This is a genomic window from Aeromonas sp. R7-1 (assembly GCF_040908115.1).
In the GTDB taxonomy this organism is placed as follows: domain Bacteria; phylum Pseudomonadota; class Gammaproteobacteria; order Enterobacterales; family Aeromonadaceae; genus Aeromonas; species Aeromonas caviae.
The window spans coordinates 18,953-34,759 of sequence record NZ_JBFODD010000006.1 but is presented as its reverse complement, the minus strand read 5'-3'; the positions used below and the strand labels follow the sequence as shown (position 1 = coordinate 34,759).

18 protein-coding genes are annotated in these 15,807 nt (G+C 62.3%); 9 read left to right on the top strand and 9 right to left on the bottom strand.

Features of this window, described 5'->3' with window-relative positions; all coding sequences use genetic code 11:
- A partial coding sequence (locus tag AB5Y51_RS00785; protein ID WP_368177892.1) for a hypothetical protein occupies nucleotides 1–235 on the top strand: 235 nt, incomplete at its 5' end.
- A gap of 103 nt (nucleotides 236–338) precedes the next feature.
- Here the strand turns inward: AB5Y51_RS00785 and AB5Y51_RS00780 are convergent.
- From AB5Y51_RS00780 to mepA, 4 genes are read right to left on the bottom strand one after another with little or no spacing between them, the layout of a single operon-like run.
- A complete protein-coding gene (locus AB5Y51_RS00780; protein WP_039038708.1) occupies nucleotides 339–956 on the bottom strand; it encodes a TPM domain-containing protein in 618 nt (205 codons plus the stop codon).
- Between the two features lie 22 nt (nucleotides 957–978).
- Nucleotides 979–1,713 (bottom strand): YgcG family protein, encoded by a 735-nt coding sequence (locus AB5Y51_RS00775; protein ID WP_041211561.1) that lies wholly within the window; start codon nucleotides 1,711–1,713, stop codon nucleotides 979–981.
- A complete protein-coding gene (locus AB5Y51_RS00770; RefSeq protein ID WP_010675022.1) occupies nucleotides 1,710–2,315 on the bottom strand; it encodes a LemA family protein in 606 nt (201 codons plus the stop codon). The genes AB5Y51_RS00775 and AB5Y51_RS00770 overlap by 4 nt, the downstream gene beginning before the upstream one ends.
- A gap of 42 nt (nucleotides 2,316–2,357) precedes the next feature.
- Nucleotides 2,358–3,101 (bottom strand): penicillin-insensitive murein endopeptidase, encoded by a 744-nt coding sequence (gene mepA, locus AB5Y51_RS00765; RefSeq protein ID WP_041215028.1) that lies wholly within the window; start codon nucleotides 3,099–3,101, stop codon nucleotides 2,358–2,360.
- A gap of 174 nt (nucleotides 3,102–3,275) precedes the next feature.
- On the opposite strand from mepA, the gene AB5Y51_RS00760 reads away from it, so the two are divergent.
- Both AB5Y51_RS00760 and AB5Y51_RS00755 read left to right on the top strand, forming a co-directional pair.
- Entirely contained in the window at nucleotides 3,276–3,818 is a 543-nt protein-coding gene (locus AB5Y51_RS00760) for a hypothetical protein (protein ID WP_010675020.1), read from the top strand.
- A gap of 212 nt (nucleotides 3,819–4,030) precedes the next feature.
- Nucleotides 4,031–4,309, top strand: a complete 279-nt coding sequence (locus AB5Y51_RS00755) for an RNA-binding protein (RefSeq protein WP_029314670.1) — start codon at nucleotides 4,031–4,033, stop codon at nucleotides 4,307–4,309.
- A 69-nt stretch (nucleotides 4,310–4,378) separates the two neighbouring features.
- Here the strand turns inward: AB5Y51_RS00755 and AB5Y51_RS00750 are convergent, their stop codons facing one another.
- On the bottom strand, nucleotides 4,379–5,278 hold the full coding sequence (locus AB5Y51_RS00750) for an aldo/keto reductase family oxidoreductase (RefSeq protein WP_134997461.1): 900 nt from the start codon (nucleotides 5,276–5,278) through the stop codon (nucleotides 4,379–4,381).
- Between the two features lie 166 nt (nucleotides 5,279–5,444).
- Here AB5Y51_RS00750 and AB5Y51_RS00745 point away from each other — a divergent pair, with 166 nt between their 5' ends.
- From AB5Y51_RS00745 to ltaE, 3 genes are all read left to right on the top strand, one after another.
- Complete coding sequence (locus AB5Y51_RS00745; protein ID WP_039038703.1) at nucleotides 5,445–5,852, top strand: transcriptional regulator; 408 nt, start codon at nucleotides 5,445–5,447, stop codon at nucleotides 5,850–5,852.
- Nucleotides 5,853–5,927: 75 nt separating this feature from the next.
- Entirely contained in the window at nucleotides 5,928–6,635 is a 708-nt protein-coding gene (locus AB5Y51_RS00740) for a short-chain dehydrogenase (RefSeq protein WP_368177891.1), read from the top strand.
- Nucleotides 6,636–6,721: 86 nt separating this feature from the next.
- Entirely contained in the window at nucleotides 6,722–7,738 is a 1,017-nt protein-coding gene (ltaE, locus tag AB5Y51_RS00735; protein WP_323941182.1) for a low-specificity L-threonine aldolase, read from the top strand.
- A 63-nt stretch (nucleotides 7,739–7,801) separates the two neighbouring features.
- Here ltaE and AB5Y51_RS00730 read toward each other — a convergent pair whose 3' ends face one another.
- From AB5Y51_RS00730 to AB5Y51_RS00715, 4 genes are all read right to left on the bottom strand, one after another.
- A complete protein-coding gene (locus AB5Y51_RS00730) occupies nucleotides 7,802–8,233 on the bottom strand; it encodes a PAS domain-containing protein (protein ID WP_368177890.1) in 432 nt (143 codons plus the stop codon).
- 32 nt (nucleotides 8,234–8,265) lie between these two features.
- Nucleotides 8,266–9,288 (bottom strand): response regulator, encoded by a 1,023-nt coding sequence (locus AB5Y51_RS00725; protein WP_041211557.1) that lies wholly within the window; start codon nucleotides 9,286–9,288, stop codon nucleotides 8,266–8,268.
- A 46-nt stretch (nucleotides 9,289–9,334) separates the two neighbouring features.
- Nucleotides 9,335–10,279 (bottom strand): LysR family transcriptional regulator, encoded by a 945-nt coding sequence (locus tag AB5Y51_RS00720; RefSeq protein WP_039038698.1) that lies wholly within the window; start codon nucleotides 10,277–10,279, stop codon nucleotides 9,335–9,337.
- Nucleotides 10,280–10,361: 82 nt separating this feature from the next.
- Nucleotides 10,362–10,910, bottom strand: coding sequence for a DUF2982 domain-containing protein (locus AB5Y51_RS00715; protein ID WP_223302590.1), 549 nt, complete (start codon nucleotides 10,908–10,910; stop codon nucleotides 10,362–10,364).
- Nucleotides 10,911–11,233: 323 nt separating this feature from the next.
- Here AB5Y51_RS00715 and AB5Y51_RS00710 point away from each other — a divergent pair, with 323 nt between their 5' ends.
- The 3 genes from AB5Y51_RS00710 (at nucleotide 11,234) to nfsA (ending at nucleotide 15,684) form a co-directional block, all read left to right on the top strand.
- Nucleotides 11,234–13,174 (top strand): bifunctional diguanylate cyclase/phosphodiesterase, encoded by a 1,941-nt coding sequence (locus AB5Y51_RS00710; protein WP_039038812.1) that lies wholly within the window; start codon nucleotides 11,234–11,236, stop codon nucleotides 13,172–13,174.
- A 154-nt stretch (nucleotides 13,175–13,328) separates the two neighbouring features.
- Nucleotides 13,329–14,891: an AbgT family transporter gene (locus tag AB5Y51_RS00705; protein ID WP_010675009.1), complete on the top strand. Its 1,563-nt coding sequence runs from the start codon at nucleotides 13,329–13,331 to the stop codon at nucleotides 14,889–14,891.
- Between the two features lie 67 nt (nucleotides 14,892–14,958).
- Nucleotides 14,959–15,684, top strand: a complete 726-nt coding sequence (nfsA, locus tag AB5Y51_RS00700; protein ID WP_041215036.1) for an oxygen-insensitive NADPH nitroreductase — start codon at nucleotides 14,959–14,961, stop codon at nucleotides 15,682–15,684.
- The last annotated feature ends 123 nt before the right edge of the window (nucleotides 15,685–15,807 follow it).

The following is a 15,807-nucleotide window of genomic DNA, read 5'->3' as shown; positions in this document are numbered from 1 at the left end:
GATTCGAACCCTCGATACGTTGCCGTATACACACTTTCCAGGCGTGCTCCTTCAGCCACTCGGACACCTCACCAAATTTTTACTGCTTGAAGTGGTTTTCGAAGCGCGCTGCGCGTGCATCTTGCCGACTTCGTCGGTGGGCAGCCTCTCGGATACCGCACCAAATTTTGTCTGTGGTTTAACGTGTTCAGCCAACACGGTGTTCGCTGCGCCGTTGCGCTGGAACGGGGCGTAATTTAGGGGAAAGGGCTGCCTGGGTCAACCACTTTTCCCCTTATTTTTCATAATCTTTATCGAGTGCCTATCCCTTGAACAGAATGCTGGTTTTTTAAGCCCATTCAGGGCTTGTCGAGAATGATCAGGCTGTCAGGCAGCTCGTTCTGATCCCGGGTTGCGGGGAAGGCGTCGGTCAGAATGGCGCTGGTGCGCTCCACGCACTCCAGGAACCCCTGCTCGACCTCCTTGTTGCGTACCCGAACCACGAAGTCGTCGATGATCTGCTGCCACTGGGTGTTGTCGATGTGCTGGGCGATCCCGTCGTCTACCAGGATCTCCACATAGTGCTCCGCCACCGAGACGAAGATAAGCACACCGAGCCGGTCCCGGGTGCGGTGAAGTCCCTGCTCGACAAACTGCAGGCGGGCCATCAGGGCGGCCCGGTGACGGCGTACCTTGTGGGGGATGAGCCGCATCTTGATGGGCGTCCAGTGGAACAGCAGGCTCAGCAGCAACCAGACCGACCACTGCACCAGCAGGATCTCGTACCAGCCAAGCCAGAAGCCGAGCTGGAAGACCAGCAGGGGGGTGAGCATGGCGAGCAGGGCGGCCCACAGGGTCGGAATATAGCGATAGCCATCGCTGGCCGGGGCCAGCACGGTGACCAGTTCGGCATCCGTGGCCTGCTCGGCCTGTCGAACCCTGGCCTGCAAGGTGTGGAAAAACTGTTTCGAAATCATCTTGTTGTCTCTTTTTCCCTGATTACCAACCGCCAGATGCACCGCCGCCGCCAAAGCTGCCGCCGCCACCACTGAAACCGCCACCACCACCGCCAGTGCGGCCGCCAAAGGAGCCGGCACCGAATCCACCGGCCATGTAGGCGGCCCGGCGACGTCCTCCCGGCCCACCGCCGCCACCGCGCAGGTTGTGCAGCACGATCATCGCAATCACCACCAGGATGAAGAGCCAGGGACCTCCCTGCTTGTCGGCCTTGCTGGTGTTGTCCACGGGCTGATACTCCCCGGCCAGGGCCTGCATGATGCCCTGGCTGCCGGCGAGGATGCCGGCCACCATGTCACCGCGCTTGAAGGCGGGCAGGATCCGGGTCTGGATGATATTGGCGGCGATGGCGTCGGGCAGGGCACCTTCCAGGCCATAACCCACCTCGATGCGCACCTTGCGCTCGTCCTGGGCGATGATCAGCAGAACGCCGTTGTTCTTGCCTTTTTGGCCGATGCCCCAGTGGCGACCGAGCTGGTAGCCGTACTCTTCGATGGTATCCCCCGCCAGCGTGTCGATGGAGACCACCACCAGCTGGACGCCGCTGCGCTTCTCGAAGACGGCCAGTTGCTGTGCGAGTTGGTGGGCCTGCTTGCGGGACATCAGATTGGCCTCGTCCACCACCCGCCCGGTCAGGGCCGGGAAATCGGGGGCGGCATGCAGCGCCGTGGCACAGAGCAGCAGACAGAGCGCCAGCCAGCGTCTCATCACGTTCATTGGAAGCTGACCTTGGGCGCCTCATCGGCACCGGGTTTGGCGCTGAAGGTGGGTTTGGCTTCCAGATCGGAGTAGAGCAGCTTGGACCAGATGACCCCGGGGAAGGTACGGATCTCGGTATTGAACTGGCGTACTGCCTCGATGTAATCCCGTCTGGCCACCGCGATGCGATTCTCGGTGCCTTCCAGCTGGGCCTGCAGGGTCAGGAACTGCTGATCGGCCTTCAGATCCGGGTAGCGCTCGACCACTACCATCAGCCGGGAGAGGGCGCTGGAGAGCTGCTCCTGCGCCGCCTCGAACGCCTTGAGCTGGGAGGGGTCACTCACCTGCACGCTGCCGACTCGGGCACGGGCATCGGTGACAGCCTTGAGGGTCTCCTGCTCGTGGCTGGCGTACCCCTTGACGGTGGCCACCAGGTTGGGAATGAGATCGGCCCTGCGCTGGTACTGGTTCTCGACCTGTCCCCAGCTCGCCTTGACCTGCTCATCCAGGGTCGGAATGGTGTTCATGCCGCAGCCGGTCAAACCCAGCAGCAGGGTCAGGGTCAGCAGGGCACGGGTACCACGCTGCCAGAGTGAAGTGGCCATCTTGTTGTTCTCCATTGATATTTCTCTCGGAAATAGGTTCACCATAACAGCTTGTGGTCAGCCCTCACAACGCCTGGGTAAGAGGGGGGCGCGGTAGCTCATCGACACCTTGGGCAGCTGGGGTTTGTCCTTGAGCCAGGAGGCCAGCTCCTCCCCACAGCCATTGCCGGGGGGAATGGGAGCCTGGGGCTGGCAGTCCGGACTGTTTGCCGGGCAGCGCAGGCGCACGTGAAAGTGGCTGAAGTGGCCGACCCAGGGGCGCAGCTTGCCGACCCAGGCTTCACCGGGTGCCTGTTTGCACACCTCGGCCTTGATGACGGGGTTGACGAAGATGCGCGCCACCTCGGGGCGATCAGCCGCAAGGCGCAGCAGATTGAGTTGCCTGGGGCCGAATCGGCCGGGCAGCATCCGGTAGCTGGGTTCGTCGATCAGCGCCCACTCCCTGGGGGCATCCTGCTCCCAGCGGCTGATGGGCCTGTCAGCCATCCTGAACCAGATGTCGGCATCCAGGCCGGTCTGGTGGCTGCGATGACCTGAGGTAAAGGGTCCCCCGTGCATCATGGCGAGGTCTGCGATATAGAGATCCGGCATGCCGGCCAGTCTGGTCTGGTTGGCCAGATGCTGCAGGTAATGGATGAGGTCGGGGTGGCCGTAATAGCGCAGCCGTTTGGTGCGGATCACCTGATAACCAGGGCCTTCGAGGGGCAGGGCCACGGCATTTTTCAGGCAGCCGGCGGAGTAGCCGCCGATGGCCTCAGCATAGAGTGTGCTCGCGGACAAGAGCAGGGCAGTGGCGAACATGGGACTCCCGGGATGGCGCCCAGTGCGGGCTCAGACAGCCCCAAGCATACCAAGAGTGGCGGCTGGCCGTCATCCGTGTCGCGGTGGCGGTTGCATCGCGGCGCGTCGCTCGCGCACAATGCGCGGCAACGCAGCGACGGCAAGGCCGTTCGCATCACAGAAGGAGAAGAGAAGATGAGAGTCAGTGAGCTGGCAGCGCAAGAGAACGTGAGCTGGCTGATGCCCCCGGCCCGGCGGTTTTACGGGGTCATGATCTGCCTGTTGCTGGCGAGTCTCGCCACTGTGGTGGCCGCCCTCTGGCTGGGATATCCCGACATGGGCCTGCTGCCCTGGGTCGGGGTGGTCTTTGGCGGCATCGTGCTGGTGATGATGGTGTTGCCGCGCAACTGGCAGCGCTGGCGTCTGGCGGAGCTTGCCTGGGATGAACGCCATCTCTATCTGCTCAATGGCGGCGAAGACCGGGCGTTGGCCCTGCCCAGAGCCGTGCTGGTGGGCATGGAGCGGGATCGCAAGGTGGGACACGATGGTCAGTGGCTCGATTTCAGCCTGGATCTCGGGCTGGATGAGGTGACCCTGGCGACGGCCACCAGCCTGCTCGGGTTGTCCCGGGAAGGGACTCACGAAGTGGCCCCCGGGGTCTATCGATTCGGGTTCAAACGTGCCTGGCATGGGCGTCGTGCCCTCGGCACATTGCTGGCCGAGCTGCACCCGATCTGACTATTTTCTCGACAATTCATCCCAATGCTCAGATACTGCCTCTGATTCGATTTGATCTTTCCTGCTCCGATAGCCCAAGAGATCAAGGACTTGGGATACGAAGCTGGAAGTGCCATGGCATGATGCCGTGGCTGGTCCGGCAGGGGGGTTGTGCCCTTACTCCCAGGTCGGTGGATGCATAGATAAGGCACCTTGAATCGAGAGTGGATGGCATGAAGATTTACGTAGGTAATCTGTCGTACCGGATGACGGCCGACGAACTGACAACCGTGTTCAGCCAATTTGGGCAGGTAGACAAGGTCGATATCATCATCGACCGCGATACCGGTCAGTCCAAGGGGTTTGGTTTCATTGAAATGCCGGTCAATGGCGAGGCCGAGAAGGCCATCGCCGAGTTGCACGGCACCGAGGTCGGCGGCCGCACCATCACGGTCAATCAGGCCAAACCGAAGACGGATGCACCCCGTGGTCGCCCCCAGCGCCATCGTTGAATCGTCTCGATAACGGAAAACGGCATGGTATCCTCCATGCCGTTTTTGTTTTCAGGGTCTGGTGCAGACTCAGGGAACGTCATAACCCAGAGCGGCCTTGCGGATGCGGAACCACTGCTGGCGAGTGAGCTCAATGGACTCGGCTGCCACGGCGGCGGCGATCCGCTCCCGTTTGCCGGAGCCGATGAGGGGCAGCGGCTGACTCGGCAGCATCATCACCCAGGCGTAGACCACCTGCTCCAGACAGTCGGCGCCCACCTCCTGGCGGATCTGCTCGAGTTCCGACCGCAGCGGGGCATAGTCGGGGGCATGGAACAGCCGCCCGCCGCCAAGGCAGGACCAGGCCATGGGCTTGATGCGCAGTTGCTGGCATTGATCCAGGGCACCATCCAGCGTCCCCTCCTGATGGAGCGGGGAGATCTCCAGCTGGTTGGTGACCAGGGGGAAGGGCAGGCGGGATTGCAGCAGGGCGAACTGGTGGGGCGTGAAGTTGGAGACCCCGGCGTGCTTGATCTTGCCTGCCTGCTTGAGGGTGATGAAGGCGTCGGCCACCTCGTCGGCGTTCATCAAGGGGTCGGGGCGATGGATCAGCAACAGATCCAGATGATCGGTGCCGAGCTTTTGCAAGGAGGCTTCGGCACTGGCGACGATGTGTCCCTTGCCGGTGTTGTAGTGATTCAGGGCGTGGGCCGGATTGGCGGTGAGGGCGATGCCGCACTTGCTGACGATCTCCATGCGATCGCGCAGGGAGGGCTCCAGGCGCAGGGCATGGCCGAAGGCCTCCTCGCACTGGTAGCCACCGTAGATGTCGGCGTGATCGATGGTGGTGACCCCGAGATCAAGGTGATATTTCATCAGGTCCAGCAGGGCGGCGGGGGAAAGCTGCCACTCCATCAGGCGCCAGTAGCCCATGATGAGGCGGGAAAAGGTGGGGCCTTGCTCGTGCAGGGCCAGACGGGATACGGACATGGTGACTCCTCTGGAGATAAAAATGCGAAAAGAAAGGGGCAATATCATGTGCCAGCATCTTGGTCTCTTCCGGCGGACAAGGCAATAATGCCCCCTTCGCGAATTCGAACTATGGTTCTGACTCCGACGGGTCAAGAGCCCGGTGTCAGTGAGAGGAGAAGGGGTGATGGAAGGATTTGCCGCCAGGCTGCAAAGCCTGATCGGGGAGGGGAGCGTGAGCGCCTTTGCCCGCAAGGTGGGGTTGAGTGAAGCCCTGATCCGCAAGTATCTGAAAGGGGCCGAGCCCGGCCTTGGCAAGGCGAACCAGATTGCCATGGGGGCCAACTGCTCGCTGGAGTGGCTCGCCACCGGTTGCGGGTATCTCTATCGTCAGGCCGAGGTGGTGGACAGGGACGCGCTGGCGGCGGCGGGGGCGCTGGTGCAGGAGACCCGTCCGGGAAAGCCCATGCCGGACGAGGAGCAACTGGTGACCCTGCTCGCCTATTACCAGTTCCTGCGCAGCCACAAGCAGGCGGACGGTTTTCTGGACCTGGCCCGGGCGCGGGAGTTTGGGCGCCATCTGGCCGAGGCCTGAGCCTGACGGGGGCTCCCGGCAGTCCGCCATTCTTCTGATACCCTCTAAGCAGTGATCAAATCCAAGGACACGCAGATGAGCTATCTGATCCTGGGCAGTGGCGGGTTGGGCAGTGCGCTGGCACGGGAGCTGGCCAGACGAGGAGAAGAGTGGTTGCTGGCGGGCAGGCAACTGCCCAGGGGGCTGGATCCCGCCTGCTACTTTCCGCTGCAGGAGGTGGACTCGCTCTCTTTTGAGGCCCTCTTCACCCTCTATGACAGCACCACCCTGCCGACGGTGGTGATCAACACCATAGGCCTGCTCCATGATCTTGCCCACATGCCGGAGCGGCGGGTAGAGGAGGTGACCCCCCAATGGCTCGAAGAGAGTCTGCTGGCCAATGCCTGGCCCCACCTGGCCCTTGGTGCCAACCTCAGCCGGCGCATGATGCCCCAGAGCACGCTCTGGCTCTGCACCCTCTCGGATCGGGCGGGAAGCCTGGAGGAGGGGGGCGAGGAGGCCATGTGCCACTACAGCTACCGCATGAGCAAGGCCGCCCTCAACATGGGATCCCGGATCCTGGCGGGTGAGTGGGCCGGACGTTTTCCCGGCGCCGGTGTCATCACCGTGCATCCCGGCCTCATGAATACCCCCATGCAGCAACCTTTTCTTCAGGAGATGGATCCCGCCCTGCTGCAGGATCCCGCCGAGGTCGCCGTCCGCCTGCTGGACCTGATGACCACACTGACGCCGGCGCACTCGGGCCGTTTCGTGGATCTGCAGGGTCAGTCGCTGCCCTGGTGAGCCGCCGGGCTCACATTCCCGCTTGCTGTTTCTTGCCAGCCGGGTGTCGGCTGGTTAATGTCATCGTCCTGCATCAGGAGGATGACATGCGCTATATCGATTTACGAAGTGATACCGTGACCCAGCCCACGGAAGCCATGCGCCAGAGCATGCTGCATGCCGAGGTGGGAGACGATGTCTATGGGGAAGATCCCAGCATCAATGCGCTGGAGCGCCGCGGCGCCGAACTGCTTGGCAAGGAGGCGGCCCTGTTCGTGCCCTCCGGCACCATGTCCAACCTGCTGGCCATGATGAGTCACTGCCAGCGTGGGGAAGGGGCCGTGCTGGGGGCGGCCTCCCACATCTATCGCTACGAGGCCCAGGGCTCTGCCGTGCTGGGCTCGGTGGCCCTGCAATCGGTCCCCATGCAGGCGGACGGCACCCTGGCCATCGAGGATGTGCGAGGGGCCATCGCTCCCGATGATCCCCATTTCGTCCAGACGCGCCTCGTCTGCCTGGAAAATACCCATAACGGCAAGGTGCTGCCATTGACCTACCTGCGCGCCATGCGCGAATTCGTCGACGAGAAGGGGCTGAAGCTGCACCTGGACGGGGCTCGCCTCTTCAATGCGGTGGTGGCGAGCGGGGAGCCGGTGGCCGCCATCGCGGCGCCTTTTGACAGCATCTCTGTCTGCCTCTCCAAGGGACTGGGGGCACCGGTGGGTTCCCTGCTGGTGGGATCGGCTGTGTTCATCGCCCGCGCCAGACGGCTGCGCAAGATGCTGGGGGGCGGCATGCGCCAGGGAGGGATCCTGGCCCAGGCCGCCCTGTTCGCGCTGGATCAGCACGTTGCCCGGCTGGCGGATGATCATCGCCGCGCCAGGCGTCTGGCAGAGGGGCTGGCCGCGTTGCCAGGCATCACACTCAACATGGGGGAGGTGCAGACCAACATGGTATTCCTGCGCCTGACCCAGGGGGATCCCGCCACCTTGCTGGGTTTCATGAAGGAGCGCGGCATTCTCTTCTCCGGCTACGGGGAGCTCAGGCTGGTGACCCACCTGCAGATCACCGACGATGACATCGACGAGGTGATCGACGCCTTCACCGAGTACCTGAGTGGCTGACGCCATTCCCCATCGCAACAACAAGGGCGCCATCGGGCGCCCTTGTTGTCATGGCAGGGTCGGTCATCCCTGGCGCTGGCCGGTGATCAGCATGGCCTCGTCGGTGGCGTCATAGATCATGATGGCCAGGTGGGTGACCTCTCCGGCGAAGTCGGCCAGCGGCACCAGGGTCAGGTTCTGGTACATGTAGAGGGCCGATCCCGTGATGGGGCGGTAGTTGGAGAAGCGCAACAGGTAGGGGCGCTGCTCCCAGGTGCTGAAGGCACGGTTGTTGAGCTTGAACACCATGTTGGCCTTGCGCTCGAACCAGGCCTTGTCCACATCGGGGAAGAGCGAGAACAGCCCTTGATCGCGCACTTCGCCTGCCAACCGGCCGCTGTGACTCTCCATGAAGCCGTTCCACACCTGGATCCGGTACTCCCTGTCGAGCACGACCAGCCCCACGTCCAGATTCTGGACGATGTTCATCAGCCAATGAAATTCCCGAATGTCCATGGTCACTCCTGGTGGTTGCTGCCGCGGGACGGTCACAGCATGTGCATGATCTTGTTGTTCATGGTGGCGATGGAATCTTCGGTAAACAGCAGCAAGAGATCGCACTGCACCGCATAGCCCTGTACCCGATAGTTGATCTCGATGGCCAGAGTGCGGCGCCAGCGGCTCTGGTTGGTCCGAATGAGATCCTGAATGGGCCTGTGCTGGCCAAGCACCACGGGGTGACCCTGGCTAAAAGGGGTGTCGAGCTGGTTGGCGTAGCCGCGCAAGAAGGCGCCGATCAGCACGTTGGCGGTGTCCATCAGCAGTTCCAGCTCGGCGCCGTGATCCAGCTCCCCCTGATGGTTCATCAGGCGGGCCAGGTCCTGGAAGCTGGCATCGTGGAACAGCAGCAGGGCCTCCCCGGCGATCCCGGCCCCGATGAAGCCCTGGCAGACCGCAGAGAGCGTCTCCGACTCGGCGGCGGCCGAGAGCGCCATGTGCAGCTCGGAGACCTCCAGCACGTTGACGTTGGGGATGGGGAGCAGCACGAAGGCGCCGAGCAGGCGGGCCAGCAGATCCGCCCCCTGGCCCATGGCGACGTTGGCCAGCTCCTGATAGACATCCCGCAGCTCGGGGGTGAACTGGATGCTGCTCTGGGCAGCCTGGTGGCTGGCGACGGGCTGGGGCTGGATGGCCGTCACCTGGGTGGCCGATTGCCACAGACCGTGGCGCTTGAGCAGGGCAAGGAGGGTGTCCGGGGAGGCCGGCTTCTTGATGAAATCGAGGGCGCCAAGGGCCATGACACGCTCATGGGCTTCCGGCTGGATGTCGCCGGAGACCACGATCACCTTGCTGCGCACCCCCTCTCGCTTGAGGGTCTCGAGAACCCCATATCCGTCCATCTCCGGCATGGTGAGATCGAGAAAGATCAGGTCCCCGTGCCCCATCAGGATCTGCTCGACCCCTTCCAGTCCGTCCGCGGCTTGGTGCAAGGTGACACCCCAATCGGCGGGCAGGGCGCGCACCAGCTGTTTGCGCGCGAACCCGGAGTCATCACATATCAATACATTCATAGTGTTAGCCGACCTGTGCAACGAGGATTGCGCTAAGTGTGGGTCATCAGCCGTCAGATGCAACGGGCAGCGGCTGCGCCGGTGAAAATTGATCGTTCTGCTGGCGGGTACGATAGCGCTCGGAGTGCTTCTCGACGAAATCGGCGAACATCTTAACACGCAACGGGGTGAACCGGGGCTGGCAATGGAGCATGTAGAAGGGACGTTTTCCCGACTGCCAGTCCGGCAGGACGGGGACGAGCTGACCATCTTGCAGGAAGGGGTGCACATAGTGCTGCGGGGCGTTGACGATGCCGAGGTGGCGCTGGGCTGCTCGCACGGCGGCCTGGGTCTGGTCGATGCAAAGGCGGGGTGTGCGCTTGATGCAGACCGTCTGTTCGTCCCGCCCGCTCAGTTGCCAGTGCTGGTGGGGCCAGCAGTAGATGAGATCGTGCTCTTCCAGCTGGGTCGGGTGGGAGGGCACCCCCATCTTCTCCAGATAGAGGGGGGATGCGAACAGACCGTACTGGATGTGACCCAGACAGAGGGCGTTGGGCAGGGTCTGGGGAAGCTCGCCGTTGAAAAAGACCAGGTCCCTGTCCTGATCCGCCTGGAGGGCATGATCGTTGGACTGGCGGATGTCAAACTGTACCCCGGGATAGCGCAGGCCGAAGTCCGCGAGCATGTCGACCAGGATGGTGTTGGACAGGGCGATGGGGGCCGCGAGGCGGATGAGGCCGCTGATGTCCGTCTCCTCACCCCGGATTTCGCCGGTGGCCTGCTCTATTTCCGCCAGGGGGGTACAGAGGCGCTCGTAATAGCGCAGCCCTTCGTCCGTGAGACGCAGCTTGCGGGTGGATCTGTGCAGCAGGCTGCATCCGAGCTGCTCTTCCAGTTGGGAGATACGTCGACTGATGGTGCCGGTCGGCATGCCCAGCGCAGCGGCGGCGTGGGAGAAACCGCCCTCTTGCACCACCTTGACGAACAGATAGAACTCTTCGATGTACTTCATAGCGGTTTTAGGGGGTGTTCTGACTGTAACAAGCCAGTGACCTTATGAAGAGTCACCGGGCTTGGCAAGCGCAATCCGGCGTTTAATTGATCTGGATTAGATTCGACTCGCGCTGGTATTGCTGGAGCAGATGGACGAAATCTTCCGGGGATCTGTCCAGGCTGTTGTCGGGCACCAGCAGATCGTACCCCAGCAGATCTCGCAGCCGTGCCATCCGGTTGCCGAGCATGGCGATCACCCCCTCATAGCGCTGGCCGGCGGGTGAGCAGAAGCGGCTCTCCTCCAGCAGTCCCTCTCCCAGGAGCCCACTGCCGCACCCTCCGGTCGGGCAGTCGGAGCGCTCGCTTCGCATGGCCTGCATCAGCACGGCGCGCTGCTCGGTCAGCAGACGGACGGCGAGCCGGGGTGTGATCAGCGTCAAAAAAGCGTCGTAATCCTTTATTTTCAGACCGATGTAGGGCAGCTCCACCAGATCCCACCCCAAATGTATACGTGGTTGGTCAATTCGCTGAATATTTCTCCATTTCAGGATCCAGCCGCCGTACTTGTGATGGTATTGCAGGCAGTCCTGACATAAAGAGAGACTAAAATGAGGCTCACCCAGTTTCCAGACCCCGACAAGAATTGTCATCAGGCCCGCCAGGAGGAGGGAAATGGCGGGGATTAGTAGTTGTTCACGAAGAAAAAAAAGTATAAAAATCATAGCAATGGTTATCACCATGCCCAACAATACCAGTGTGAGTCCATTTCTTCGTACCATGGGGATCACATGTAGCGTTTTCATATGATTTCGGCCTTTTTTTCATCCGTTTGTTATCCGATTATGGGCCGGAACGGATTTTGTACCAGCGTGAATGCTCCTGTCAGGGGGCGCAAGCGACTGGTTCGACCATGAGCTTTCAGCATGAATCATCACTCAACATGAATACGCTAGACGAACGCCTGCTCACCGTGATGGATGTCCTCCACACGCCTGTCTGGGTCTATGACATCCAGCGTCATCATATTTACTGGGCCAACGATGCTGCCCTCGGGCTCTGGGAGGCGAGCTCCCTGGCCGAGCTGAAGTCCCGGGATTTCTCCGCCGACATGGCCGCCGCCATCGATCTGCTGCTGCAGCGTTATCTCGGCGATTTCCAGCAGGAGCGCAGTTACAACGAGTGGTGGACCCTCTCACCCAAGGGGGTCAAGAAGCAGGTCTATCTGCGTCTTTCCGGAATCCAGCTTGCCGGACGGCAGATGATGATGGCGGAAGCGGTCATCGATGCCGACACCCTCTATCAGGAGTCCTCCCTCGCCACCGGCGACACCCTGGCCTGTCTCTTTGACAACGAGGGGCGCCTCGAGAGCGGCAACCATCACTTCGACATGTGCTTTGGCACCGGCATTCTGACGCTGCCCCAGATCTTCTCCGGTGCGGACGAGGCCTTCTATCGTCGCCTCTCCCGTCTGGACGAAGTGGTGGCCGAAGGGGAGTGTCGCACCCAGAAGGGGATGCGCTGGTTCCAGTACCAGTTTCGCCATATCCAGCAGGGGGCGCGGATCCTGCTGACCATGCGGGACATCACGGATCGCAAGCTCGAAGAGCTGGAGCATCGCCACCTGGCCTGGCACGACTCCCTCACCGGGCTGCTCAACCGCTACGGCCTGATGAAATCCCTGGAAGCCTATTGCGGCCTCGGGGGGCGCTTTGCCCTGGTGTTCATGGATCTGGACAACTTCAAGCTGGTCAATGACAACTACGGCCACAAGGCAGGGGATCGCCTGCTGGAGCGGGTCGCCGGACGGCTCAAGCAGATCTGCCCGCGGGACGTGGAGCTGGCGCGCCTTGGCGGGGACGAGTTCACCGCCCTGGTGCCCCTCAACCAGGCGAGCGATCGGGCCCAGGAGGTGGCGGATCTCATGCTCTCCCAGATGAGCAAGCCACTGCAGCTGAGTGGTGTCCCCGAGGTCACCATCGGCGGCAGCATCGGCATCGCCATCTACCCGGACGACGCGGATGACGGCGACAACCTCATCACCCGTGCCGACATGGCCATGTACCAGGCCAAGCAGATGGGGCGGCTTCGCTGGCAGCGCTTCACCCCCAGCATGCAGCAGAGCCTGCATCGCAAGCTGACCCTCAAGCAGTTTCTGGCCAAGGCCGTCGGTCGGGGGGAGCTCAGCCTGCGCTATCAGCCCCAGGTGGATGTGGCGCAAGGTCGGGTCATCGGTTTCGAGGCCTTGGTACGCTGGTACAATCCCGTGCTCGGCCATGTGTCGCCGGCGGAGTTCATTCCGCTGGCCGAAGAGATGGGGCTCATCCGGGAAATCGGAAGCTGGGTGCTTTCCACCGCATTGGCCCAGATGGGGGAGTGGCAGCGACAGGACGGGGTGAGGGTGCCGGTGTCGGTCAATCTCTCGGGCTTCCAGCTCTCTGCCAGTTTGCCGGAGCTGGTGGCCCAACTGCTCGAGGCATTCTCGGTGGAGGCGGCGCTGCTGACCCTGGAGCTGACCGAGACGGTGCTGATGCTCGACATGAAGGGGTGCATCGAGATCCTCGACGCCCTGAGCGAGCAAGGGATCAAGATTGCCATCGACGACTTCGGGACGGGCTACTCGTCGCTTGCCTACCTCAACCGGTTGCCCATCGACACCATCAAGCTGGACCGCTCCTTCGTGGTGGGGCTCAACCTGCCGGTGATCCGGGCGACGGTGGCCATGGCCACCAGTCTGGGGCTCGGGATCCTGGCGGAAGGGGTGGAGGAGGAGCACGAGCTCGCGGCCCTGCAGACCCAGGGTTGCCACGTCTTCCAGGGATTTCTGTTCAGCCGTCCCATGACCCCGGAAGAGGTGGCGGCAGCGGGGTTCGCAGTACAGTGCCGGCTGGGTCGCTATCCCCTCGCAAACCATTGAGCAAGTTGTCGATAAATGTGCGGCATCTCCCATTTATGAAGTGTGAGATGCCAAATTAAACATAATTAATCGAATTTTTGTCTCATATCATGGGATCCATTAGACGTTATCGCTAGTATGCGCGCTCATTCCTTGGTAATGGAGTATCACCATAATGAGTCAAGCTGCAGTGAACGAGCGTCCGGCCCCTCCCAACGGCTGGTTGAACCGCTTTCTGAACGGGGTGGAGAAGGCGGGCAACAAGCTGCCGGATCCCGCCATGCTCTTCCTCTATGCCTTGCTGATCGTCTGGGTCGGCTCCTGGATAGGCTCCCAGTTCTCCTTCGATCTGGTCAATCCCCGCACCGGAGAGGCTGTGGTCATCAACAACCTGTTGACCGGGGCAGGGCTGGCGGACTTTCTCGCCAGCATGGTCACCACGTTCACCGGGTTTGCTCCCCTTGGCATCGTGCTGGTGGCCATGCTGGGGGTCGGGGTGGCTGAACAGTCCGGTTTCATCAACACCGGGCTCAAGAAGCTGCTCAAGGTGACGCCGGCGCGCTTTCTGACCCCCATGCTGATCCTGGTGGCCATCGTCAGCCATACCGCCGCCGATGCGGGCTATGTGCTGGTGATCCCCATTGGCGGCATCATCTTCCATGCGGCGGGTCGTCACCCGCTGGCGGGGATTGCCGCAGCCTTTGCCGGGGTTTCCGGCGGGTTTGCCGCCAACTTCCTGCCCTCCGGCGGGGATGCGCTGCTTCAGGGGTTCACCCAGTCTGCAGCCCAGTTGTTCGACCCTGACTACATGGTCAACACCCTGTGCAATATCATCTTCACCGGCGCTTCTTCCTTGCTGATCATCTGCGTGGGCTGGTTTGTCACCGAGAAGATTGTCGAGCCGCGCCTCAAGCAAGTGCCCCTCAACGAGGATCTGGAGAGCGCCGACGAGATGGGTCGTTACAGCGCCCAGGAGAGCCGGGCCTTCAACTGGGCCGGGTTCGCCATGCTGGCGGCCGTGGTGCTGCTGGGGCTGGCGCTGGCCCCCGGCGACTCGCCGATGCGGGCACCGGACGGTTCCCTCACCACCTTCGCCGCACCGGTGATGAAGTCCATCGTGCCCCTCATTTTCCTGCTCTTCATCCTGCCCGGGATCGTCTATGGCTTTGTCGCCGGCAGCTTCAAGAGCGGCAAGGATGTGATCGACGCCATGTCGGCCACCATGAACAAGATGGGCTCCTACATGGTGATGGCCTTCTTCTGCGCCCTCTTCATCAAGGCGTTCGGGGATTCCAACCTCGGTACCTTGCTGGCGCTCTCCGGTGCCGAGGTGCTTCACGCCCTGGCGCTGCCGGGAGAGGTGACCATCGTCGGCATCATACTGCTGACGGCTACCGTCAACCTGGTGGTGGGCTCGGCCTCCGCCAAGTGGGCCCTCATCAGCCCCATCCTGGTGCCCATGCTGATGGCGGTGGGGATCTCGCCCGAGCTGACTCAGGCCGCGTATCGGGTGGGGGATTCCGCCTCCAACATCATCACCCCGCTGATGGTCTTCTTCCCCCTGGTGGTGGTCTATTGCCAACAGTATGTGAAGAGCACAGGCATCGGCACCCTGGTCTCCATGATGCTGCCTTACTCCCTGGCCTTCCTGGTGAGCTGGACGGGCTTCCTGCTGCTCTACTGGGCGCTGGGGTTCCCGCTTGGGTTGCAGGCCCCCTATGTCTATCCTGCCCCTTGAGGGTGACGGGGGGCCTTGGGCCCCCCGCTTTTTTTGGGTAGAGTGTGACCTTCATCCCGGAGGTACCATGAACCCGACCATCGATCTCATTCTTTCCCATCGCTCCATTCGCCAGTTCACCTCAGAGCCCGTCAGCGCAGAGCAGTTGGATCAGATCCTGAGCGCCGCCCAGAGCGCCGCGAGCTCCAGCTTCCTCCAGGCCAACAGCATCATCCGGGTCACCGACAAGGGGTTGCGGGCCACCCTGGCGGAGCTGGCCGGCCATCAGGCCTATGTGGTCGAAGCGGCGGAGTTTCTGGTGTTTTGTGCCGACTACCATCGTCACAGCCAGATAGTGCCGGAGGCCCGCACCGGCTTTGTGGAGCAGCTCATGATCGGGGCCATCGATGGCGCCCTGATGGCGCAAAATGCCTTGCTGGCGGCCCAGTCACTTGGGCTGGGCGGGGTCTATATCGGCGGCATTCGCAACAATCCGGCCGAGGTGAGCGAGGTGCTGGGTCTGCCCCATCAGGTGATCCCGCTGTTTGGCCTCTGCCTGGGCCATCCCGCCCAGCGGCCGGAGCAAAAACCGCGGCTGCCCCGGGCGCTGGTGGTGCACGAGAACCGCTATCCTGCCACCCTGGACCGCGCCCTGCTTGCCCGGTACGACGGGCAGATCCACGACTACTACCAGGCCCGCAGCAGCAACAACAAGGATCAGACCTGGAGCGGGCAGATCAGGGGGATCCTGGGCAAGGAGGCGAGGCCCTTCATGCTGGGATTCCTGCAGTCGAAGGGTTTTTGCCTCAAGTAATGGGGGCGGCGGGCGATATGGAGCATGACGCACCGGATGCGGTCACCGCCTGCGAGCGTTCTTGTGAGGCAATACGGGATCTGGGCGCTACCCTATGAGGCTAAGCTGTTGTAGGATCTCGCA